20 protein-coding genes are annotated in these 23,292 nt (G+C 40.7%); 9 read left to right on the plus strand and 11 right to left on the minus strand.

Annotation, left to right across the window (positions count from 1 at the left end):
• Positions 1-65: 65 nt before the first annotated feature.
• The 6 genes from ATS72_RS00760 to ATS72_RS00785 are packed head-to-tail and all read right to left on the minus strand — an operon-like array spanning position 66 to position 6,946.
• Positions 66-1,721, minus strand: coding sequence for a BatD family protein (locus tag ATS72_RS00760; RefSeq protein ID WP_058428584.1), 1,656 nt, complete (start codon positions 1,719-1,721; stop codon positions 66-68).
• Positions 1,715-3,625 carry a VWA domain-containing protein gene (locus ATS72_RS00765; protein ID WP_058428585.1) on the minus strand — a complete coding sequence of 637 codons (1,911 nt, stop codon included), beginning with the start codon at positions 3,623-3,625 and terminating at the stop codon, positions 1,715-1,717. Before ATS72_RS00765 ends, ATS72_RS00760 begins: the two co-directional genes overlap by 7 nt.
• Positions 3,625-4,611: a vWA domain-containing protein gene (locus ATS72_RS00770; RefSeq protein WP_058428586.1), complete on the minus strand. Its 987-nt coding sequence runs from the start codon at positions 4,609-4,611 to the stop codon at positions 3,625-3,627. Before ATS72_RS00770 ends, ATS72_RS00765 begins: the two co-directional genes overlap by 1 nt.
• Complete coding sequence (locus tag ATS72_RS00775; protein WP_058428587.1) at positions 4,604-5,038, minus strand: DUF4381 domain-containing protein; 435 nt, start codon at positions 5,036-5,038, stop codon at positions 4,604-4,606. Before ATS72_RS00775 ends, ATS72_RS00770 begins: the two co-directional genes overlap by 8 nt.
• Before the next feature lie 3 nt (positions 5,039-5,041).
• On the minus strand, positions 5,042-5,986 hold the full coding sequence (locus ATS72_RS00780) for a DUF58 domain-containing protein (protein WP_058428588.1): 945 nt from the start codon (positions 5,984-5,986) through the stop codon (positions 5,042-5,044).
• 3 nt (positions 5,987-5,989) lie between these two features.
• Positions 5,990-6,946: an AAA family ATPase gene (locus tag ATS72_RS00785; protein WP_058428589.1), complete on the minus strand. Its 957-nt coding sequence runs from the start codon at positions 6,944-6,946 to the stop codon at positions 5,990-5,992.
• Between the two features lie 306 nt (positions 6,947-7,252).
• Here ATS72_RS00785 and fadI point away from each other — a divergent pair, with 306 nt between their 5' ends.
• Together fadI and fadJ are read left to right on the plus strand one after the other, a co-directional pair.
• Positions 7,253-8,563 carry an acetyl-CoA C-acyltransferase FadI gene (fadI, locus tag ATS72_RS00790; protein WP_006793342.1) on the plus strand — a complete coding sequence of 437 codons (1,311 nt, stop codon included), beginning with the start codon at positions 7,253-7,255 and terminating at the stop codon, positions 8,561-8,563.
• Entirely contained in the window at positions 8,563-10,782 is a 2,220-nt protein-coding gene (gene fadJ, locus ATS72_RS00795) for a fatty acid oxidation complex subunit alpha FadJ (RefSeq protein ID WP_058428590.1), read from the plus strand. Before fadI ends, fadJ begins: the two co-directional genes overlap by 1 nt.
• 83 nt (positions 10,783-10,865) lie before the next feature.
• Here fadJ and ATS72_RS00800 read toward each other — a convergent pair whose 3' ends face one another.
• The gene (locus ATS72_RS00800; RefSeq protein WP_006793344.1) at positions 10,866-11,261 is read right to left on the minus strand and encodes an MmcQ/YjbR family DNA-binding protein; all 396 of its coding nucleotides are present in this window, start codon (positions 11,259-11,261) and stop codon (positions 10,866-10,868) included.
• Between the two features lie 193 nt (positions 11,262-11,454).
• On the opposite strand from ATS72_RS00800, the gene efpL reads away from it, so the two are divergent.
• The gene (gene efpL, locus ATS72_RS00805) at positions 11,455-12,027 is read left to right on the plus strand and encodes an elongation factor P-like protein EfpL (RefSeq protein ID WP_058428591.1); all 573 of its coding nucleotides are present in this window, start codon (positions 11,455-11,457) and stop codon (positions 12,025-12,027) included.
• A gap of 404 nt (positions 12,028-12,431) precedes the next feature.
• Positions 12,432-12,626 (plus strand): hypothetical protein, encoded by a 195-nt coding sequence (locus tag ATS72_RS18920; protein WP_010555963.1) that lies wholly within the window; start codon positions 12,432-12,434, stop codon positions 12,624-12,626.
• On the opposite strand, the gene ATS72_RS00815 is transcribed toward ATS72_RS18920, so the two are convergent.
• Positions 12,623-14,881, minus strand: a complete 2,259-nt coding sequence (locus ATS72_RS00815; protein ID WP_058428592.1) for a putative bifunctional diguanylate cyclase/phosphodiesterase — start codon at positions 14,879-14,881, stop codon at positions 12,623-12,625. The two genes, ATS72_RS18920 and ATS72_RS00815, sit on opposite strands and share 4 nt — an antisense overlap.
• 53 nt (positions 14,882-14,934) lie before the next feature.
• On the minus strand, positions 14,935-17,658 hold the full coding sequence (locus ATS72_RS00820) for an insulinase family protein (RefSeq protein WP_058428593.1): 2,724 nt from the start codon (positions 17,656-17,658) through the stop codon (positions 14,935-14,937).
• A gap of 190 nt (positions 17,659-17,848) precedes the next feature.
• Here ATS72_RS00820 and sixA point away from each other — a divergent pair, with 190 nt between their 5' ends.
• From sixA to ATS72_RS00835, 3 genes are read left to right on the plus strand one after another with little or no spacing between them, the layout of a single operon-like run.
• Positions 17,849-18,319, plus strand: coding sequence for a phosphohistidine phosphatase SixA (sixA, locus tag ATS72_RS00825; RefSeq protein ID WP_033019453.1), 471 nt, complete (start codon positions 17,849-17,851; stop codon positions 18,317-18,319).
• A 14-nt stretch (positions 18,320-18,333) separates the two neighbouring features.
• The gene (locus tag ATS72_RS00830; protein WP_058428594.1) at positions 18,334-18,687 is read left to right on the plus strand and encodes a RidA family protein; all 354 of its coding nucleotides are present in this window, start codon (positions 18,334-18,336) and stop codon (positions 18,685-18,687) included.
• 6 nt (positions 18,688-18,693) lie between these two features.
• Entirely contained in the window at positions 18,694-19,431 is a 738-nt protein-coding gene (locus ATS72_RS00835) for an SDR family oxidoreductase (RefSeq protein ID WP_058428595.1), read from the plus strand.
• 1 nt (position 19,432) lies between these two features.
• Here the strand turns inward: ATS72_RS00835 and ATS72_RS00840 are convergent, their stop codons facing one another.
• Complete coding sequence (locus ATS72_RS00840; RefSeq protein ID WP_058428596.1) at positions 19,433-20,362, minus strand: AEC family transporter; 930 nt, start codon at positions 20,360-20,362, stop codon at positions 19,433-19,435.
• 27 nt (positions 20,363-20,389) lie between these two features.
• The gene (gene smrB, locus ATS72_RS00845) at positions 20,390-20,947 is read right to left on the minus strand and encodes an endonuclease SmrB (RefSeq protein ID WP_006793353.1); all 558 of its coding nucleotides are present in this window, start codon (positions 20,945-20,947) and stop codon (positions 20,390-20,392) included.
• 152 nt (positions 20,948-21,099) lie between these two features.
• Here smrB and prmB point away from each other — a divergent pair, with 152 nt between their 5' ends.
• Together prmB and aroC are read left to right on the plus strand one after the other, a co-directional pair.
• Positions 21,100-22,035 (plus strand): 50S ribosomal protein L3 N(5)-glutamine methyltransferase, encoded by a 936-nt coding sequence (gene prmB, locus ATS72_RS00850; protein ID WP_006793354.1) that lies wholly within the window; start codon positions 21,100-21,102, stop codon positions 22,033-22,035.
• Positions 22,036-22,138: 103 nt separating this feature from the next.
• Positions 22,139-23,236 (plus strand): chorismate synthase, encoded by a 1,098-nt coding sequence (gene aroC, locus ATS72_RS00855; protein WP_006793355.1) that lies wholly within the window; start codon positions 22,139-22,141, stop codon positions 23,234-23,236.
• The last annotated feature ends 56 nt before the right edge of the window (positions 23,237-23,292 follow it).

A 23,292-nucleotide genomic window follows, 5' to 3' on the forward strand; every position in this document is an offset into this window, starting at 1 on the left:
AGCATAAGCACTTTTTTACTACTATATTTTTATTTAATGAAAAAAGACTCATACGTAACTTTATTTTAGCTATAAAGGTCTTTTAATACAGTTTGTTGCGAATTTGATGCTTGAGCTTGCTCACTCTCAAGTATTTTTATAATAGCACCAAGGTCACTGTTTGTAGCTTTATTTCCATACAATTGCGCTTGTAATTGAATTACCTCAGTACTCAACTGTGAGTTATTAATCCGTCGGCATAACTCATCAATAGCGCCGGTATCCTGTTTGGTTATTTGTACTGCGTAATTATTTAGCTCATTGTAAAAGGCCTTAACATCACCTGCTTTTTGTATGTTTAACAGCTTTTTTAAACTTGGCTTGCTGAGTGGAGTAGGTAATTGCTTCACTTTTTCAATGGTATTTATATTAGAACGGGTAAACCAATAATAAATTGCAGTGCCAATCCATAAAATATAACCCAGTACAGCAACAGCAATAAGCCATAGTGGCGTGTAGCTGCGAGCAGTTTGCATTTGGGCTGATGTATTAGCGTCAGCTTTAGTTTCATCAACGGGTGTGTTATCAATACTTTGCTCTGTATTTACAGGGGTATTAACAACGGTGCTGCTTGGCGTTACAGTAATTTTACGCGCTGGGAGCGTGGCAAAACTAATACGGTTAATTTTAGTATTAAACCAAGGTAATTTAATTTCAGGTAAGGTGTAAGTGCCCGGTGTTTGTGGCAATAATGCATACGATGCAGTTTGTTGCGAAACAACACGCCCATTTCTTACTGCGTTGTTGTTCTCTTTTTGATCAGGGTAGCTACGGATCCCATTTATTGTTGGCATTTCTATATCTGGGAGTTGCTCTTTGGTTACGCCAAGCGCTGTAAGTGTAATTGTACGAGTTATAGGTGTACCGACTTCAATGGTGTCATCACTTGGTTGCCATTCTTCACCAAGGTTCACCAGCTCACTAGGTAGCCATGCACCTTTGTAATCACTGGGAATGGGTTTAATTTCTATCTGTTGGTCTTCGCCAATTGCAGATACTTCCAACTGGCGATAATTTTGTTGCACTCGGCCCTGAAATACGGGGGCAGCAATAGTATAAGGACCACTTTTTTGGGGTTGAATTAAATACTCCCGAGTAATAACCAGGTAGCGTTTACCATCAACTAATTCGTAACTTTCTGTCTGTTTACCTAGTTGTGTTAGCTGTGCATCTTCCATGCTCGGTGTACTTAAACTACCATCAAGTAACTCTTTAGCTAAGTATAGTTTTAGTGTGTAAACGCCTGCTTCTTGCACATAGAGTGAATTGCTAGAAAGTGATGTTTTTACAAAAATGTCGTTATTATTGTCAGCGTTTGCGGCACGTTTTGTCACGGTTAAATCAATTGGCTGCGAGCTTAATCCACTTACCGTAAATGAGGGGATAGTGTACTGCCCCTCGGTGCGGGTCATTAATTTAACGCTCCACGTAGTTTGTTTATTAATGCTACCGTTTATGATGTTAGTTCGCGTACTTAAACTTGTTGGGCCGACTACAAAATCTTTCAGCAGTACAGACGTATCGGGTTGTTCACCTTTCACGTTATCGTCTACTGATATATTGAGCATAAAAAACTCCCCCGCCAAAACAGGGTTTTTATCTACGCTCGCTTGAAGTTTTGTCGCTGCGAACGAGGGGATCGCGCATAGTAGCAATAAACAGCAAAATAATCGCATTACCATGATTTTTCTACTCCTGTAGGGCGGCGTTGATATTGTCTTTTTTGGGCTTCGAGTTGCATTTTATTCCGTAGTAAAATTGCCGGGTCGTCCGGTACTTTTCTGAGTAACTGATTAAGCTGCTGGGCTTTTTCTTTTTCTTCATTTGTAAGCTCACTGGCTTGTGCTTGCATTGCCTGTTGTTGCGCTTTTTGTTTTTGCTCGTCGCTAACGGGTTGCTCACTCATTGCTTGCGATTGGGGCTGTTGCTGGTCAGACTGTTCAGCGTTTTTATTTTCGCTTTGTTCGCTGTGTGGCTGTGCTTGCATATCAGGTTTATTTTGCTCCTCTGATTGCTCACCGGTTTGACCTTGCTGATCATCAGAGGGTTCAGATTCTTGCTCTGATTTTTCGCTCGCATCGCTCTGGCTTTGGTTTTCACCTTTTGCGGAGTCGTTTTGCTCATTATTTTGTTGCTCTTGCCCAGATTGTTCGTTATTGGGTTGTTGGTTTTGATCGCCTTGTTGCTGGTTTTCTTGATTTTGAGATTCATCACCACTTTGTTCTTGCTGGTTCTGCTGTTCTTGTTGATTCAACAGCTGCTCAACTAAGGCTTGGTTATCTGCGGCTTGACTAAAATCACTTTGCAGCGTTTGAGCTTGCTTATAAGCGTTTATTGCCTCTTCAAGTTTGCCCGCTTTGGCAAGTGCATTGCCATAGTTATAGTAACCTGTGGCGGACTTATCTTGACCAAATGCATCTAAAGCGGCGTTATAATTGCCTTGTTTGTAAAGCGCTGCGCCTTTTAATTGGTTTGACTTCGCGTTAGCGGCTTTGTCGTATTCTTCATTTTTATAGGCGGTGAGAGCCCGTTGGTCTATATTTTTTAATAGTGTAGGGAGCTCCAATGCATACGCGTTTTGCTGAGGTAAAAAGGTAAGCAACAAAACCGCGCCTAAAAAGGCAGAGCGCCTGAATAAATACAAACCAAATGGTAACAAGAGCAAAAGCCCGTAAATACCGGCGTCAATGCGCCACAGTGCTTGGCTTTGTGTTTCATCTTTTAATAACTCACTATTAGCCATTGGCGAAAACGTATTTATGTCGCTATTACTTGGTTGATAGCGCGCAAATTTCCCGCCACTGCGCGTTGCTAAGCTTTTTAGTTGTGAAATACTTATAGTAGGGATGACAATTTGACCGTACCGGTCTTTTAAAAAACCACCTTCAGGTAACTTTATAGGCGCACCTTGCTCTGACCCTACACCATAAATGTTGAGTCTAAATGTTGTGTTATTTATAAAGCTTGTTACATCGCTTTGTTCTTCTTGTTCTATACCATCGGTTATTAAAATAATATCGCCATCAATATAACCTGCTTGATTTAATAACTCTTTTGCCATATCTAGGCCAGCTAAAACATTGGAGCCCTTGTCGGGCATTATGTCGGGGCTCAAGCTTGGAATTAAATTGCTGAGTGTTGTGGCATCATTGGTTAGTGGCGATATGGTATACGCAGTGCCAGCATAAGCAACTAGCGCGGTGTCACCTTCTTTAAAAAGCTCAATCATATCAAGGGATTTAAAACGAGCTTGCGTTAACCTGTTTGGTAAAATGTCGGTGCTGTACATTGAATAAGACATATCCATAACGATGACACGAGCACTTTTGCTTTGAAAAACGGGTACCTGTTTTTTTTCAAAGCTTGGGCCTGCACTGAATAAAACCCCTAAACTGCAAAATACAGCTATCAGCCAAAGTGGTTGGTTGGCTTTTGTGTTGGTATCATTGATGACAAATTGGGCTAAGTGCGGTGCAATTAATTGCACGTCTGTGGTTTTTTTGTGCTTAATTAACGCTACAAAAAATAGGCCGATTGCAGGTATAAGCAGCCATAAAATGGCGGGGCGAATAAATTCAAAATCCATTAGTTTGGCTCCTTTAATACGCGCAATGTACTTAGCATCACGTTTAAGCTAATTAGTAAAATGGCAATAAGTAGCGGGTAATAAAATAATGAGCTTTGTGGGCGAAAGGTTTTTTCGTCCGCACTAATGGGCTCTAGCTTATCAAGCTCTGCGTAAATCTGTTTGAGGCCCGCTACATCCTTGGCTCTAAAGTAAAGGCCGCCGGTATCGTCAGCTATATTTTTTAGTAGGCGCTCATCTAAATTACTTCCGCCTGAGCCACCCATATTAAATAGGCTAAAGCCACGTGGGTTATCAGAGCCGACACCTATGGTATAGACTTTAATGCCCTCTTCGCGGGCGAGTAATAATGCGTCGTCAGGGTTTAAGTTACCCGCGGTATTTTGACCGTCTGTTAATAGCACAACGATTCGGTTGCTGTCGTCTTTACTAGCAAAACGTTTCACTGATAAGCCAAGTGCGTCGCCAATAGCTGTCGCGCGTCCAACTAAACCTATTTGTGCTTCGTTAAGCATTTTAGTTACCGTTTTTAAATCGCGCGTTAAAGGTGTTTGTAAAAACGCCGTATCGCCAAACAAAATAAGTCCAAGTCTGTCGCCAGTGCGTTGTTCTATAAAGTCGCTAAGTACTGCTTTTACCATTGTTAAGCGGTCAACATATTGACCATTGTAGGCCATATCCTGTTCGGTCATGGAGCCAGATAAATCCACCGCAAGCATGATATCTCGGCCTTCATTTGGCAACAAAATAGGCTCGTCTAACCACGTGGGGTTAGCAGCTGCGCTGACAAGTAATAACCAAAGTAGCCATTCAAATAACGATAAACGACGTGATCGAGGTTCAATACTTTGATTACTCAAGCTGTGCTGAGCAAACCCCGGAATTCGTAAGCGAGTATTGTTACTACTTGCTGCTGGCTTTAGTAATAAAAGCAGTAAAGGTAACGGAAGGAGCAAAAAAAGCCATGGCCAACTAAATTCAAACATATAGCGGCTCCTTTACTTTAAAGTTTTTGATTGCTTGTCGAAATTTTTTACTTAAATCGACATTGTTATTTTCGCTACTGTATAAGCTTAAAATTTCTTGCTCAGTAAACGTAAGTCCACTGAGTGTATTAAGCGTTTCACACCACTGCTTTGTAGGTTGTGTGGCAAGGTGCTTACCGTAATATTCAACAACCAGGCGTTTTAAAATAATATGTAAATGCTGAGGGTATTGCTCTTGTTGGCTTAATGATACGGCAAAACGTTTTGCTTTTTTAAATTGGTACGCTTTATAAATTGCATACACACCGGTTAAAAGCGCAATGCAAAGTAGAGTAATAATAACCCACCAAGCAGGGGCGAGTGGCCACCAATCAACTTGGTTAGGTGCTATTACATCGTGCAGGCCATCGAGTGGATTGGTTTGCATGGTTTATTTTCTCACAAGCTGCAGTTCAAGTGGTTCGGCTGCATTGAACGATATTAAATTAAGACCCGATTTAGTTAAGCGAGTAAGGCGCTTATTGAATGTATCTTCAGCATTTTTAGCAAAGCGCGCTCTAAAGGTATTATCCATTAGTGGCAAAGCAATATCTTGGCCATTTGTACTAACGCTTACAGTATCTTTATAAGCCGGTAATTGATGTTCAAATGGGTCGCTAATATGACACCCGATAAGCTCACAATGGCGGCTAAGTATTTCAAGCTGTTTGAAGCTTGCATCGTCAAGAGAACTAAAATCTGATACCAAATACACTAAGCTCCCCGGCTTTGCCAAATGATTAAGGCGCTTTAGGTTATCACTAAAGTTATTGTGGGCTTTTGCATCTATTCCCCCAAGGGCTTGCTGGTGGTTAGCACATAAATTGTGACAAAGCTTTAATACGGCTTTTTCTCGCGCGCTGGGTTTGAGCTCTAAATGAGCGTGTTGATTAAATACAATGCCGCCAATTCTGTCGCCACGCTGGCAGGCAGACCATGCAACTAAAGCACTAATGTGCGCAGCTTGCACTGACTTAAGCAGGAGCTTTGAGCCAAATAACATCGAGTTTGAAAAATCGGTAAATACAAAAACAGGGCGTTCTTTTTCTTCTTGAAAAAGTTTTGTATGGGTTTCGCCTGTACGCGCTGTAACTCGCCAGTCAATTGAACGAATGTCGTCACCTTGCTGGTAATGGCGAACTTCGGCAAATTCCATACCACGGCCTTTATGCGGTGCAAGATATTGCCCTGCTAAAGTATTTTTAATTTTAACCTTAGGAGCAAGCTCAAGCAGTTGCGCTTTGGCTTTGTAATACATCAGCTCTTTTAGTGCTAAATTAACACCGTGGCTATGGCTTTGTTTCAGCCATACCTGAGGGTCTAATTGTTTATGCATAAATTAAGGTACAGCTACCAGTTCTACAATTCGGCTAATTACTTGGTCTTTTGTAATACCATCGGCTTGGGCTTCGTAGCTCAAAATAATGCGATGGCGTAGTACATTATGAACAACCGCTTGTATGTCGTCAGGGGCTACAAAGTCTCGGCCCTGTAACCATGCATGAGCACGTGCACATTTATCGAGCGCGATAGTGGCACGAGGGCTGGCCCCAAATTCAATCCAGCGGCCTAGTTGTTCATCTAATTGCGCGCCTTCTCGCGTAGCAATAATAAGTTGAACCAAATACTGCTCAAGAGGCTCGGCTAAGTACAAACCTAAAATTGCTTGGCGGGCAGCAAATAAATCGCTTTGGCTAATTTTTTGTAAAACAGCTTGTTGCTCTTTTAATGCTTCACCGCGCGTTAGGCGTAAAATGTCTAGCTCGTGCTCGGCGCCCGGATAACCAATACTTAAATGTAATAAAAAGCGGTCAAGCTGTGCTTCTGGCAGCGGGTAAGTACCTTCTTGCTCTAGCGGATTTTGAGTGGCCATTACTAAAAATAAGTCGCTAAGTGGGTAGGTGTTTTTTCCTACCGTTACTTGGCGCTCAGCCATGGCCTCTAGTAAAGCTGATTGTACTTTTGCTGGGGCACGGTTTATTTCATCAGCCAAAATAAGGTTATGAAATAAAGGGCCTTTCTCAAACACAAACTCGCTTGTTTGTTGGCGGTAAATATCGGTGCCAGTTACATCGGCCGGTAATAAATCGGGTGTAAACTGGACACGTTGAAACGAACCTTCAATCCCTTTTGCAAGCGCATTTACAGCGCGTGTTTTTGCAAGCCCTGGTGGGCCTTCAACTAATAAGTGGCCGTCAGCTAAAATAGCAATAAGTAGTGCTTGAGTAAGCTCTGGCTGGCCAATGATTTGTGTATCTAAGTACGTTTTTAATTGTGAAAATGCGTTAGCTGCCATAATAAGTGGACTGTCCTCGTCAGCTGGGTTAGTACCTAAATGGGTTAGGTTGCAAATACTGACCTATTTATAAGGTTTATAATAGGGTAACTCAAGAGTTAGACTGTATTTTTTAAAATAGTTCGTTATTTTTTAACGGTTTTTAGCGTACCACAAATCTTTGTAAATGCGTTTAAAAAAGCCTATTGTGTGATATGTAAACATGACTACTTTGTATAAATTTCAGTTTATCTATTGGCTTTAGCACACGGGTTGTTTAGAATCGAGGAAAACAAACAGGTCAGACCTGTCAGCGGGAGAGCATAAATGTCTGAGCAAAACATACTAAAAACACCAAAGGGTGATCGTATTGCCATTGTAAGTGGCCTTCGTACACCGTTTGCAAAACAAGCAACAGCATTCCACCACGTACCAGCACTTGATATGGGTAAATTAGTGGTTAACGAAATGCTTGAGCGATTAAATTTCGACAAGTCAGAAATCGATCAACTTGTATTTGGTCAAGTAGTACAAATGCCAGAAGCGCCAAATATTGCGCGTGAAATTGTACTTGGTACAGGCATGCCAGTTGGTGTTGATGCTTATTCTGTGTCACGTGCATGTGCTACCAGCTTTCAGGCAATTGCTAACGTAGCTGAGTCTATTATGGCGGGCTCTGTGAGTGTAGGTATTGCCGGTGGTGCCGATTCGTCGTCTGTATTACCTATTGGCGTAAGTAAAAAATTGGCCGGTAGCTTAGTTGATTTAAACAAAGCGCGTACTTTAGGCCAACGCTTACAAATTTTTTCAAAGCTGCGCTTAAAAGATTTAATGCCAGTACCGCCTGCAGTTGCAGAGTACTCAACAGGCCTTTCAATGGGGCAAACTGCTGAGCAAATGGCTAAAACACATAATATTAGCCGTGAAGACCAAGATGCATTAGCGCATCGTTCACATTCACTTGCTACCCAAGCATGGGCAGATGGCAAGTTAAAAGATGAAGTAATGACGGCACATTTACCGCCATACAAAAGCTTTATTGAAGAAGATAACAATATTCGTAAAAATTCGACAGTTGAAGGTTACGCAAAGCTTAAGCCTGTGTTTGACCGTCAACATGGTTCGGTTACAGCCGCAAATGCAACACCACTTACAGATGGTGCCGCTGCGGTATTGATGATGAACGAAAGTAAAGCACGCGCGCTTGGTTACGAAATTTTAGGTTACGTACGTAGCTTTGCGTTTTCTGCCATTGGTGTGGAGCAAGACATGTTAATGGGTCCTGCGCATTCAACACCTATCGCATTAGACAGAGCGGGTATTACCCTTGCTGATTTAGATTTAATTGAAATGCATGAGGCATTTGCATCGCAAGCCCTTGCGAACATGAAGATGTTTGCTTCAGACAAGTTTGCGCAAGAAAAGCTAGGTCGTAGTAAAGCAATTGGCGAAATTAACATGGATAAGTTTAACGTGAATGGCGGCTCGCTTGCATATGGTCACCCATTTGCAGCAACAGGTGCTCGCTTAATTACACAAAGCTTAAACGAGCTTAAACGTCGTGGTGGCGGTTTAGCATTAACAACAGCATGTGCTGCTGGTGGTTTAGGTGCAGCCTTTGTATTGGAGAGCGCGTAATGACAGATTCAGTATTTAATTTAGCGGTAGACGAAAATAAAATTGCCGTTGTAACGATTGACGTGCCGGGTGAAAAAATGAATACCCTGCGTGACTCGTTTGCAGACGATTTAAAAGCATTACTTACGCAAGCACAAGAACATGCTGTTAAGGGCATGGTTTTTATCAGCGGTAAAAGCGATAACTTTATTGCAGGCGCTGACGTAAAGATGCTTGATAGCGTAGAAAAACGTGAAGATGCACTTGCTATTAGCGAGCTGTGTCATCACGCTTTTTTTGATATGAAAAAACTACCATACACTACAGTAAGTGCCATTCATGGCGCTGCGCTTGGTGGTGGTTTAGAGTTTGCATTAGCGTGTGATTACCGTGTTGGTACAGATAGCGATTTAACTAAAATTGGCCTACCTGAGGTTCAACTAGGTTTATTACCTGGTGGCGGTGGTACGCAGCGTTTAACTAAAATAGTGGGTATTCAAAAAGCACTTGAATGGATGCTTACTGGTAAGCAAATTCGTCCTAAGCAGGCAAAAAAAGCCGGTGTTTTAGATGATTGCGTACCGCAAAGCGTGCTTTTAAAAGTGGCAAAAGAGTTTGCTGCCAAGAAAAAGCCTCAAGCTAAAGAGCCAAAGCTCGACAAAGTAAGCAAGCTATTAGAGTCAAACCCATTTGGTCGTAACTTTATCTTTAAAAAAGCAAAAGAAAACGTACTGAAAAAAACGGGCGGCCATTACCCAGCGCCACTGGCTATTATAAAAGCAGTACGAGCGAGCGTTGAGCTTGATGAGCTTAAAGCATATAAAACCGAGGCAGAAGGGTTTGCAACGCTTGTTATGAGTGAGCAATCTAAAGCGCTTCGTGGTTTATTTTTTGCAACCACCGAAATGAAAAAAGAGTGGCGCAACGATGACGCGCCAGCAGTGACTAAAACTGCCGTGTTAGGTGGCGGGCTTATGGGCGCTGGTATTGCCCATGTAAGTGCTGTAAAAGCGAAAGTGCCTGTTCGTATTAAAGATGTCGCAGAACAAGGCATTAGCAATGCGATGAACTACACCTACAAAATTCTTGATAAGCGCCTTAAGCGCCGCATTATGTCTAAAGCAGATATGCAGTTAACAATGAACCGTATCACCGGTACAACTGACTACAGTGGCTTTAAACACATTGATTTAGTTATTGAAGCGGTATTTGAAGACTTAGCACTTAAGCAAGGTATGGTTGCAGACGTTGAACAGCAATGCCAAGAGAATACAATTTTTGCGAGTAATACGTCATCGTTGCCTATTTCTCAGATTGCGGCAAATGCTACACGTCCTGAAAACGTAATTGGCTTGCATTATTTCTCTCCAGTAGAAAAAATGCCACTGGTTGAAATTATTCCGCACGAAGGTACGTCTCAAGAGACAATCGCACGTGTTGTTAATTTTGCGCGTAAGCAGGGTAAAACGCCAATTGTTGTTAAAGACATGGCAGGTTTTTACGTAAACCGCATACTTGCACCTTACTTAAATGAAGCGGCTAACTTAATGCTTGCTGGTGAGCCAATTGAAAAAATTGATGCAGCCCTTGTAGAGTTTGGTTTCCCAGTAGGTCCGCTTGCATTACTTGACGAAGTAGGTATTGATATTGGCTCTAAGATCGCACCTATTCTTGAAAAAGAATTAGGAGAGCGCTTTAAAGGACCTGATGCCTTTTCACGCATGATTGATTCAAAACGCCTTGGCCGTAAAACGGGTCGTGGTTTTTATGATTACGAGAAAAAAGGCAAAAAAATTGACGAGTCAGTGTACGAGTTGCTGGGTGTAACGCCTAATTCACGTTTAAACAAAAGCGAAATTGCTCAGCGTTGTGTAGCGCAAATGCTTAATGAAGCTGCGCGTTGTTTAGATGAGGGCATTATTGCAAGCCCACGTGATGGTGATATTGGCGCTATTTTTGGTATTGGCTTCCCGCCATTCCTAGGTGGTCCATTTAGCTACATGGATAAACTCGGTACGAGCAAAGTAAGTTCGGATATGTCTACGCTTGCTAATAGCAACGCTATATTTGCACCCTGTGAGTCGTTAGTATCAATGGCTGAGTCAGGTGAAACGTTTTATGGCGAAAAGCCAACACAAAACGAAACCGTTGCTGAAGTAGTAAAGCTAGAAACATCAGAGCAAGAAGCAGATGTTGTGCCTGAAGAGCAATCAGACGTTGCTAAAGATGACACTAAATAACGTTTAACACGTATTAAAAAACCGCATTTATATGCGGTTTTTTTGTGTCCTAACTAGGCTAAGTAACAGGCTTATAAGTAAGCTTAATCAGCATTTAAATGTTGCGCTATCATGTTACGGTCTTTTTCAGGCATGTTTTCCACGACTAAATTAAACGAATTATCAATCATGCGTTCAATTTCACCTTGGGGGATTGAACCGTCTAAAATAACCGTATTCCATAAACGCTTATTCATGTGGTAGCCTGGGATAACCGCGGGGAAAATATCGCGTAACGAAAGTGCCTCATCGGGATCACACTTTAGATTAAGCCACCAAATTACTTCACCGTTTTCGTTTGTTTCACCATCGTTACCAACAGCAAGCGTGGCGAACATTTTATGATTCACTTTATAGACATCAACCTCTTGAGCAAATGGTTTTGTAACCAACACAAGTGGCTTTTTGATTAAATACTCATGTACTTTTATTTGATCCATGATCCATTCCTTGAAGTCATACTAGGTAGATACACCATAGCAGTTTTTTAATGAATTGATTATATGTATTTTAGTATAAATATAGATTTTACAAGTCAATACAAGGTATAAGCCGTTTTAGCTCACTTTATTGTTGAACAAAGTTCAGTTCATGGTATGTTTCTGGCAATCAAAAAAATAATAGGATTTACACATGCCAAAGGCGAGTGAAGTAAAAAAAGGCACAGCTATTGAGTTTAATGGTCGTGTATTAGTAGTAAAAGATATTGTGCGCTCTGTTCCTCAAGGCCGTGCTGGGGGAAGCTTATACCGTATGCGTTTATACGATGTAGTAACCGGTGGCAAGGTTGATGAGACGTTTAAAGACAGCGATATGCTAACGCTTGCTGACTTAATTCGTCGTGAGGCTATGCTGTCGTACATAGATGGCGACGAATACGTGTTTATGGATAGCGAAGACTACACGCCGTATAACTTGAATAAAGATGCCATTAGTGAAGAAGTTTTGTTCATCAATGAAGAAACCCAAGGGGTGCACGTTATTGTCATTGATGGAGCGCCAGTAGGGCTTGATTTACCTTCAAGCGTTGAGCTTGTTGTAGAAGAAACTGATCCCTCTATTAAGGGCGCTTCAGCCAGTGCTCGTTCAAAACCAGCACGCATGTCTACTGGTTTGAATATATCTGTTCCTGAGCATATTTCAACGGGCGATCGCATTCGTATCAATACGGTTGAAAACAAATTTATGGGGCGTGCTGAAAAGTAGCGCTCATCAAATTATTAATTAAATTAAAAAGCTGCGGTTTAGCTAGGGTCTGTTGATCCTTCAAGGTTAAATTTGCAGCTGTCTGTTTGGTATGTAGGTAAGGCAGAGCCTATGTAGTGTGGTTATTCCCCATCAACTGGCGATAACGTCGCATTAATACTAAACAGCTGCAGCCCAAAGGGTTCTTCCTAAGGGCTATTGACTCTTTGTTACTCAGTTTTTACTTAATCTACTAGGTCACAAACCTCGCGCCGCGGTTAAATAGCCGCTGGTTTGAACAAAATTTAACCCGTAAAGATTAACAGGCCTAAATACGTTGCCTTTTTGTTAAAGGTGTATTGCTTTAAATTTAATCGAAGAAACGCTAAACTGCGCGCCAATTTAATTAGATAAGGTATGTGGTTTTGTGGTTTGTTTTACTTAGCAGTTTGTTTATCCCGCTTATGTACTTAGACACAATACAAAAAGGAATGCCCGTAAAGCGCTGGCTTGTGCTTAGTGCGCTGCTTGGCCCATTGGCTTGGTTTTTATTTAACGTTCATTACAGGCGAGCCTGGTTGAGATATGTCGGTGTTAATACCTGCATGTGGCGCGCTTAGCTTATAGACGCCACATTACTTTTTTTAGAGCTAATTAAGCTTGGCGTTGCTTTACTTTGTTGTTGTTTTAAAAAATCAGTAAATTCGTCTTTAGATAACGGTTTTGAGTAATAATAACCTTGTACCGTTTCGCAATTAAGCGTTTTTAAAATGTCTATTTGATGTGCTTGTTCTACGCCTTCGGCAACCACATGTAAGTCAAGGTTGTGAGCAATCGTGACGATTGAATCGACCATATTTCGGCCGCGCTCGTTTTTCATATCATCAATGAACGCCTTGTCTACTTTTAGTGTATTTAGTGGAAACTGTTTTAAATAAGCCAAAGAAGAATACCCAGTACCAAAGTCGTCCATGGCTAAATGAATACCTCGGGCGCTTAACGAGCGCATAATATTAATGGCTTCGTTTGGATCATCCATTACTGTGCCTTCAGTGATCTCTAATTCTAAAAAGTACGATGGCAAAGCATTTTTTTGCAAAATAATATCAATACGCGATGTTAAATCAGGAAGGCTAAATTGTTTAGCAGACAAGTTAACAGCAACGCGCCCATTAAACAGTCCATCGTCCAGCCATTTTTTTACATCGCGACAGGCTTTGTTTAAAACAACTTCACCAATATCTATTATTTGACCTGTTTCTTCAGCAATAGGGATAAATACGCCCGGACTTATTATTCCTTTTTTAGGAGTAATAAAACGGACTAACGCTTCCATGCCTGTTAACTTGCCCGTGCGTATATTCATTTTTGGCTGATAGTAGACTTCAAAGTGATCTTCTTTCAAACCAAAACGCATTAGGTTTTCAATTTGTAAGCGTTTAACTGCTTGGCGGTTCATGGTGTCGTTAAAAAACAGGTAGCTGTTACCTTTCTTTTTAGCATGATACATTGCGGTATCTGCATTTTTAAGTAGTACCTCGGGTGTGTTTCCATCTTCAGGAAACAACACAATACCAACGCTTGAGGTAATAGCCAGCTCGTGCCCTGCCATTTTAAATGGGGTGGAAATAGCCGCTAAAAACTGTTTCGCAGTGCGAGTGATTACATGAAGGTCGTTCGTATTTGACATTACAAGCGCAAATTCATCGCCTCCTAAGCGATAAAATACATCGCTTTCGCGGGTGAGTTTATTTAACCGCATAGCAAGCTTTGCCAGTAAACTATCACCTAGTTGATGACCTAATGAGTCGTTTATTTTTTTAAAGTTATCTAAATCAAAAACAAGTAATGCATGGTGAGCGTCTTGCTGAACCAGTTTATGTAAGTTAGTAAAAAATAAATTACGGTTAGGCAGGCTTGTTGTGCGATCTCGATTTGATAAATTATGCAGCTGCGACTCTGCTTTTTTTCGCTCTGTTAAATCAGAATAAACAACCACGTAGTTAGTAATTTGGTTTTGCTCGTTTTTAATTTCATCAATTGATATTTCTATTGGCAGCAATACACGCTCATTATTGCGCAGTTTAATTTCTTGCTGAATATGCTCAGTTTGGCGCACTACATCGATAATGTTTTCAACGTAACTTGTATCGTATCCAGGCAAATTAAAATCTTTATTTAGGTATTGTTCGCGCATACCACCAAATAACGTTAAAAAACTGGGATTTATATCGACTAATTTAAAGTTCTTATCGTAAATTGCCAGCGCATCAGTAAACGACTCAACACATTTAGCAAACAGATTTAATCGTTCTTCGGTTGATTTTAACTGTGAAATATCGCGAACAGTGCCTGTCATTCTGAGCGGGGCTAGATTTGCATCTTTTTCGATAACCTTGCCGCGGTCAAGCACCCAATGCCACTTGCCAAATGTATCTTTAATTCGGTATGTGGCTTCAAAAAAAACGCTTTGCTCTGCAAAATGTTTTTTTAGTAGATGCTCAACATGAGGAATATCTTGTGGGTGTATAAGTCCTTTATTTGGTGGGAAACCCATAATAGTGGGGGAGTTCATCATGTATTTATCGTTAATACGAATAACTTCGCCTGTTTTTATATTCCAATCCCACAAGGTGTCACCACTGCCTTCAACGGTACTTTTTAAACGTTTTTCAGAGAGGCGAAGTTGGCGACGAGAGCGCCTAAGCTTGTATATAACAAATAATAGGTATGGCAAAGCGAGCGCAATAATAGCGCTCGACAATAACAGCAGAGTGTCTGAATTGTATTTAAATGAAGACTCAAAGGCGTAAGTATCAAACGAGTAAGCAAGTAATACAGCGAATAGGTTTAGTTTTATTGTTTTTATTATCATTTTTTATTACTACTAATTTACTAATGACAATTTAAAACAAGCACATTCAAGAGTCAAAGAGAATGCGAGTAAACCGGTGTTTTTTGAGATTTATTAACTTTAGCGTTACTTAAAAGCTCGTATCTTGGCCTATCTTCATCAAAAAGTACCAGAGCATAATCTTTAATTTCTTGTAGAGTCAGCATGTTCAGTGCACAAAGCAATCGTTTTTGCATATCAAAATTATGATCTCTGTTACCTATGGCAAGCCATAAGCGTTGTGAGCGCAAACGTAAGTTTTTATCTTTTTCTGCAATATGCGTTTTTAAACCATGCTTTTGTTGCTGCCAGCTATGCTCGTCTAGCTCATTGATATTACTTAAATATTGATTCACAAAGTGAGTATGGCGATGTAGCAAGGTTTTTGAGTCAAATTTAGGGGACTGTATATAAAAAGCAATGCCTGCCCGGGTGTTAAAAGGCGCGTAACCCGCACCAACCAAATAACCTAATTGTTGTGTTGTGCGCAACTCGTTAAAGTAGTCTTGATTCATTAAATGATTTAACGCCATCATTTTAACTTTTTCGTTCACGTCATTGGTTTGTGCCTGGTAATACACAACCATGGCATGATCGTTACACGGTAACTCAATTTCATAACGTGTTGCTTTTTTTATTTCAAATAAAGGGCGTCTTAAATCGTCGATAGTTGTGGCATTCTGCAAATGTGCAGCCACCTTTTTTTGAAATTCTAAAGCATGATTTTCTTGCCAGTTACCATGTAAAAAAGACTCCACATGTAACGCCTTAAAAAAGTCTTGTCTAAATTCATTAAATTGCTGAAAACTTGTTGCTTTTAACGCTTCTGCTAAATCGTTAGGCTGTGGATTCCAAGGCATTAGTTTTGCACCTAAAATACTAAACAACTCACTAACAGGTTTGTTTTGGTTGCTGTTACGCCAATGCCTAACAAGTTGTTTTTTATACTCGGCAAAGCGCTTTGCACATATATCTACATTAAATAACGCATCTAAAAGTTCATCGACGAGTTCTAATTGGCTCGATGATAACCCTGCAGTATGTAGTGTAAGTCCCCCTTGGTGGGAGGTTAAATGATAACTTAAACCAGCCAGTTCTGCTGGGTAAAACTGTTCGCCAACACTATCCATAAATAAATCGGTAAATAAGCGTGTTAGCGCCATGTGCTTTACGTCTTTTACCGCAAAGTCAGAGTCCATAGCTAAATAAAAATGACCTTTCGCTACTCTAAATGTGCTGTCTTGTTTAAACCAAAAATCAAACCCCGGTTCTTTTACTAAAAGTGTGGGTTGCTCTTGGGGCTTTTCTATTTCGAAAAGCTCAACCTCTTTAGTGAGATATGGGTTTGCAGTGGGTAGGTACATATCTTTAAGTGGTTTATTGATATCACTAAGGGCATCAAGCCAACTAGGTGATACTTTTTCTACTTTATAGGGTGTGTTGTACCACGCAGTTTTATGCTCGGGTTCTACGTCAGGGTGAATGAGTACAATACGCATATTGTTAGGTTTTAACCATTGCATCGCCATTTCGTGCGTTGCTTTATTAAAGCCTTCCATTAGGTAGTCACCTTGTACATAGTTGCATTCGTCATAATGCTGCATATTGATGCTCAAACTACTTACCCAATCAATAAGTCGTGATTTTTCTTGGTTATCAAACGCAATTTGTAAAAGATTTTTTTTGTCTTGATATAAGCGGGGCAGCTTTTCTGTGTTGGCATTAATTAAACATATGTACTCAAAAAGCATTTCGATAATATCTTCAAAATATTCTATACCCTCATCGGTAAGCGCCATGCTGACATTAAAATCTTTAAAGTTACTGCCGTTAATGCCCCCTCCCGCTGAAAGGGCATTTATCCAACCTTGCTCTTTTAAAATAGAATACAGTGAGCCTTGTCCTTCATAACCGAGTAAATGTGCAATAAAACTGACGGTTTTATGTCGGTAAAAGTCATCAATATTAGGCATGGCAAAACTAACGATTAGTTTTTGCATGTGTTTGTGTGGCTCTATGTGTAAAATTTTCCCTAGGTCTTGTTTTCGATAAAGTGGCTCGCTGATCTCAGGTTTTACAGATGCTTTATTTCCTGAAATTTGGCTAAAGTGAGCTTTTACCCAGGTTTGAAGAGTGTCTAGCTTTTCGTTTGCACATACAACTAATGTCATCCATTGTGCTTGGTAATGCTCATTAAAAAAGTCACAAAGTTCGTCGCTAATGCAGCGTTCTCTGTCTGCGAGTGTTTGCAGGTTACCAACAGAAAACTTAGCGAAAGGATGCGCAGGGTTAACCGTTTCTTTATGGGCCTGATAAATGCGACGGGCATCGTCCTTAATTTTTAATTTAAATTCTGCATCTATGGCATTACGTTCTTTTTCTGTCTCATTAGCACTTAACAGTGGGGCAATAAAAAAGCGGCTAAATTGTAGTAATGCGTGTTCAAACTCTTGATTGTTTATATCAAAAAAGTAGCAGCTGTGTTCTGTACCGGTCCATGCATTTGTGTTTCCGCCTGCTTGCGAAACAAAATTATTAAAACTTCCAGAATCTGGAAATTGGTCTGTGCCTAAAAAAAGCATGTGCTCTAAAAAGTGAGCAAGACCTTGCCTATCAGCAGGATCGTCAAAGTGGCCCGCATTTACAGCCATTGATGCTGCAGCCTTTGTTGAATCTTTATCTTGCACAAGCAATACTTTTAGACCATTGTCCAGTGTAAGGGCGCGATATGCTCTATTATCATTGCGGCTGATATTCAAATGGTGCTCCTGAAACTAAACGTTTACTTGATAACAACAGAGGATAACTTCAGGGCAGCAAGGGTGTGCTAAAAGATTTACCTGAATGTCGTGAAAGAACTATTTTAGAAAAAATAAGTTTATGTTGTTAATATAGCTGACAAGTGAGCAAACTGGCTACTGTTTATATTCTTTAATCGGTTGATTTTTTATGAAAACAATCTTAATAATGCGCCACGGCGAAGCTGCACCTATGCAGGCCGATGATGCGGCAAGAAATTTAACCCAAGTGGGTCATTTAGAAGCAAAAAAAATGGGGCAGTGGCTTGCCAATACGCAAAAACCGGATGCATTGTTAGTTAGCCCTTACGTACGAGCTCAACAAACAGCAAACGGGGTCGCTGAAAGCATCACGTTTAAATATAGCGAAACGTGTGCCGATATTACCCCGGAAGGCAAACCGCATGTTGCAGCTGATTACCTTGAAACACTCATCCAAATGCACCCCGAGTGTAATAGCTGGTTAATTGTAGCGCATATGCCAATAGTGAGCTATTTGGTTGATCAGCTTTGCCCAGGAAACATGCCTATATTTAATACAGGCGCTGTGGCTGTCATTCATTACAATGAAAATACGAATCGTAGCGAATATATAAATATAAACGCTCCTGCCGATTTATAAATTAAGAGACTAATATGACCATTGAACGTCTTCAAACCGGTGCGCGAATGAGCCGCATTGTAAAGCACAACGGCACTGTGTATTTGTGTGGACAAGTATGCGCTGATGCTGAAAAGGGAATAACAGAGCAAACGCAAACCATGCTCGATAAAGTAGAAGCATTGCTAGATGAGGCAGGTAGCTCAAAAAAGCATATGTTAAGCGCAACAATTTATGTAAAAAGTATGGAATATTTTGCCGACATGAATGCTGTATGGGATGCATGGATACCAGAAGGTTATGCACCAGCACGCGCCTGTGTAGAAGCTAAAATGGCGCGCGATGCGCTATTGGTCGAAATTTCGGTAGTGGCAGCGCTAAAGGACTAATTTTGTATGAACAAATCGCGGGTGGTACTCATAACCGGTTCTAGCCGAGGTATAGGGGCAGCCACCGCTGTTTATTTTGCGCGCCACGGATATGATGTATGTATTAACTATAAGACCCATTTAACTCAAGCAGAATACGTTGCCGATAGAGTAAGAAGTTATGGTGTACGAGCCGAACTAGTAAGGGCCGATGTATCTCAAGAGAGCGATGTTAACGATTTATTTTCACGTATAGATAAAGTATTTGGTCGGCTCGACGTGCTTGTAAATAATGCCAGTGTGCTTAAACCTCAAATGCCTCTGCTAAACATGGACGCAAAGCGAATTAACGAATTACTCACTACAAACATTACCAGTACATTTATATGTAGCCGAGAAGCCATAAAGCGTATGTTACCCGGTAGCAGTATTGTTAATGTGTCATCGGTAGCGGCTAAAACAGGTTCACCTAATGAATACATTGATTATGCAGCGACAAAGGGCGCTATTGATACATTAACCATTGGTCTCGCCAAAGAGGTTGCTTGTAAAGGCGTGCGTGTTAATTGTGTTAGGCCAGGTCTTATTTACACTGATATGCACACAGATGGTGGTGAAGAGGGGCGGGTAGAACGGCTTAAAAGTAATCTTCCTCTGCGTAGGGGTGGGCAACCTGAAGAAGTGGCTGCTGCAATATACTTTTTAGCCTCACATTCTGCTTCATTTACTACAGGCACTTTTATTGATGTAGCTGGTGGCTTATAAATTAAAGTAAAACCGCTAACCAAAACGTTAAACTCACTACACTTAAAATAGTAGATAGCACCACCGCTCCTGCAAGCGTTGCTTCATGTTGTTTAATTTGACTCGCTATTAAATAGGCGTTTACGCCAACAGGTGAGGCACTTAATAAAACTAGTACGGTTAGTATTTGCGGGTCGAGCTTAAATATATACGACCCAATAAATAGTACGCCTGCCGGCAATATCATAATTTTTAAAATCGAGGCAATTAAAGCAGGTTGCCAGTTTGCTGCTATTTTATAAAACGCTAGGTTTGCGCCCAATACAAATAGCGCACAGGCTATTGCAGGGGTTGCTAATAATGCCAAACTGTCCGTTAAGTTTTTAAATAATACAATGCCCGAAACGTTAATGATTAAGCCACAACCAATACTTAAAACAATAGGGTTAAGCACCATGCTTTTGCCAAACTGTGACCACGAGAACGAACTGCTATTGCCCTTTGCCCCAATTAAATAGGTCAGTGCAAATAATAAAGTGCTGTGGAAGGTGATGATCATAAAAGCAATGGCTATTTTCTCTTTGCCCAGCGATGCAATAATGATAGGAATCCCTACCAACACCATGTTTGAGTAACTAGCCGCAAGACCAAATACGCCGTGTTTTTGGTAATTTTTACTATTATTTTTATTCAAATAAAATCGGTCGACTAAAATACCTAATCCAAAAATACACAACACCGGGATATAAAAACTTAAAAATGCAGAAAGACTAATGCTTTGCTTTAAGTCTATTTGCGACATATTCAATAATAAAAAAGCCGGCAAACTTATGTAAAAAGTAAATTTACTCAGCCCTGTAATGTGCTGTTTGTTAAAAAAAGAAAGCCGGCAACAGCCATAACCCAATGCGACAATGAATATAAGTGGAAAAATAATAGAAACAATATGCACGTAATTACTTCCTAGTAATATGTTGGGTTAGCGTCTAAATTCATCGCTTTGTGGTAAGTTTATCAAAATAAGTACCGCGCCTTTACCACCGTATTCAAGTGGCGCTTGATGCATTGCAATTACGTCTGGGTGCTGAACTAGGTACTGAGGAATTTTATGTTTAAGTATGCCACCACCAATTCCGTGCACAACACACGCACAATAATAATGTTGTTTTTTACATTCGTGAATGAGTCCTGCTAATTCATCTTTAGCAATTTCTTTGTTTAAGCCATGCAAATCAAGCGTTAAATCAGGTGCAAAGTCGCCTCGTCGTAATTGCTTAGGTAAATAAGTGTCGTGCCCTTCTTTTACATAATGGACAGTACCGTGGGTGTCTATATCGGGAATATATTCATCTGAGAAATAAAATTCAGATTGAGCCTGCTTTTTTTGCTGGGCAAATTGCTTTGCTTGTGACACCTTAGGTTTTGTATCAAAACGATGAGTATCTTGTTTAAATACTTTAGCGCCTGTGATCGTTTGGCGAAATAAGTCTATGTCGTCATTGCTTAGGGACGATGGTGATGGAGAGTCTTTTTTCATAACAATTACCTAAACAAAAAAACGTAAAAACGCAGCGCAAAAGGCGGTACAATACTTAAATGAGAGGCAATTGTAATTTGCTAAGCCAATATAGGCAATGCAATCGTCTTAAAGACTCAAAACAGTCAGTAAGCTAATACAGGTAAAAATATATGAGCGATTTACAAATTGAAGAAGCAACACTCGAAGAAGCTGTTGCAGAACTGTCAACTTTACATGACTGGTTACGTTGGACTACAAGCCAATTTGCAAGTAGTAGTATATTTTTTGGACACGGAACAGATAACGCGTGGGATGAAGCTGTGAGCCTGCTTTTACCAGCGCTTAGCTTACCCGTTGATGCACCAAAAGAATTAATGCATGCGCGTTTAACAAGTACAGAAAAAAACCGACTAGCGAGTCTTATTGCTGAGCGTATAAACGACTGCACTCCAGTTCCTTATTTAACTAACATTGCATGGTTTGCAGGTATGCCGTTTTACGTAGATGAACGTGTACTAATTCCTCGTTCACCATTTGCAGAACTTATTAGCAATCGTTTTACGCCTTGGCTTGTTGAGCCAAACTCGGTAAATCGTATTTTAGATTTATGTACAGGGTCGGGTTGTATAGCCATCGCACTTGCACAAGCATTTGAGCAAGCGCAAGTAGATGCTGTTGATATTTCGTATGAAGCGCTTGAAGTAACTGATATCAACATTAATGATTATATGTTAAGTGATCGAGTACTGCCTATTCAATCAGATGTATTTAGTGGCGTAGAGGGCCAAAAGTACGACTTAATTGTGGCTAATCCACCGTATGTGGATGCTGAAGACATGGCAGACTTACCGCGTGAATTTCACCATGAGCCAGAGCTAGGCCTTGCATCAGGGCACGATGGTCTTGATGTAACGCGTACTATTTTAAGCGAAGCCAGCAATCATCTAACCGATAACGGTTTGTTATTTGTAGAAGTGGGGAACTCTATGGTACATATGGATGCTTTATATCCAAATGCGCCATTTGAATGGATTGAGTTTGAGCAAGGTGGGTTAGGCGTATTTGTTATTAGCAAAAAACAGCTAGATGAGTATTTTTCAAAATAACACGACTTGCTTTAGGTTAATATGAACTAACTTAAACGCGAGTGAATACATGGCTGGGCATATTAGCCCAGCTAATTGTCGTCATTAGGAATGAGGAAAGTTAATGGCAGGTAATAGCATTGGACAGTTATTTAAAGTGTCCACTTTTGGAGAGAGCCATGGCGTTGCTTTAGGCGGCGTCGTTGACGGCACTCCCGCAGGTCTTGAATTAACAGAGGCCGACTTACAAATAGATTTAGATCGCCGCAAACCAGGCCAAAGCCGATACACCACGCAGCGCCGCGAGAGCGATCAAATAAAAATTTTAGCAGGCGTTTTTGAAGGTAAAACAACGGGTACAAGTATTGGTTTATTAATCGAAAATACCGATCAACGTTCACAAGATTACGGCAAAATTAAAGACGTGTTTCGACCTGGCCATGGTGATTACAGCTATTGGCACAAATATGGCCTTCGTGATTATCGTGGAGGTGGCCGCTCGTCTGCACGTGAAACCGCTATTCGGGTTGCAGCTGGCGCCATTGCTAAAAAATATCTAAAGCAATTTCATGGTATTGAAGTAAAAGCATGTTTAAGCCAACTAGGTCCTATTAAAGCAGAAAGTTACGATTGGGATGAAGTTGAAAACAACTTGTTCTTTTTTCCTGATGTAAGCAAGCTAGAAGCGCTCGATGAATACATGCGTGACCTAAAAAAACAAGGTGACTCAGTAGGCGCTAAAGTAAAAGTGGTGGCTAGCAACGTACCGGTAGGATTAGGCGAGCCTGTATTTGATAGGTTAGATGCTGAAATTGCGCATTCACTAATGAGCATTAATGCCGTTAAAGGTGTAGAAATTGGCGATGGCTTTGACGTTGTTGAACAAAAAGGCTCAGAGCATCGTGATGAACTAACACCTGAGGGTTTTACATCTAACCATGCTGGTGGTGTGCTTGCAGGTATTTCTACAGGGCAAGACATAGTAGCGTCTATTGCGTTAAAACCGACGTCAAGTATTACTATCCCTGGTAAGAGCATTAATACAAGCAACGAAGCGGTTGAGATGATCACCAAAGGTCGTCACGATCCGTGTGTGGGCATTCGAGCAATACCTATTGCTGAGGCTATGATGGCTATTACATTAATGGACCATTTACTGCGCCAGCGCGGGCAAAACCCGCATGTAAACCACGAGCACGGGCCAATTAATGGTTCAGTTTGACTCATTGTTTTTAAATTAATTTTTTAAGCGTAATAAAGCACGATTTAATACCGTGC

The organism is Pseudoalteromonas sp. 13-15 (assembly GCF_001468205.2).
GTDB lineage: Bacteria > Pseudomonadota > Gammaproteobacteria > Enterobacterales > Alteromonadaceae > Pseudoalteromonas > Pseudoalteromonas marina.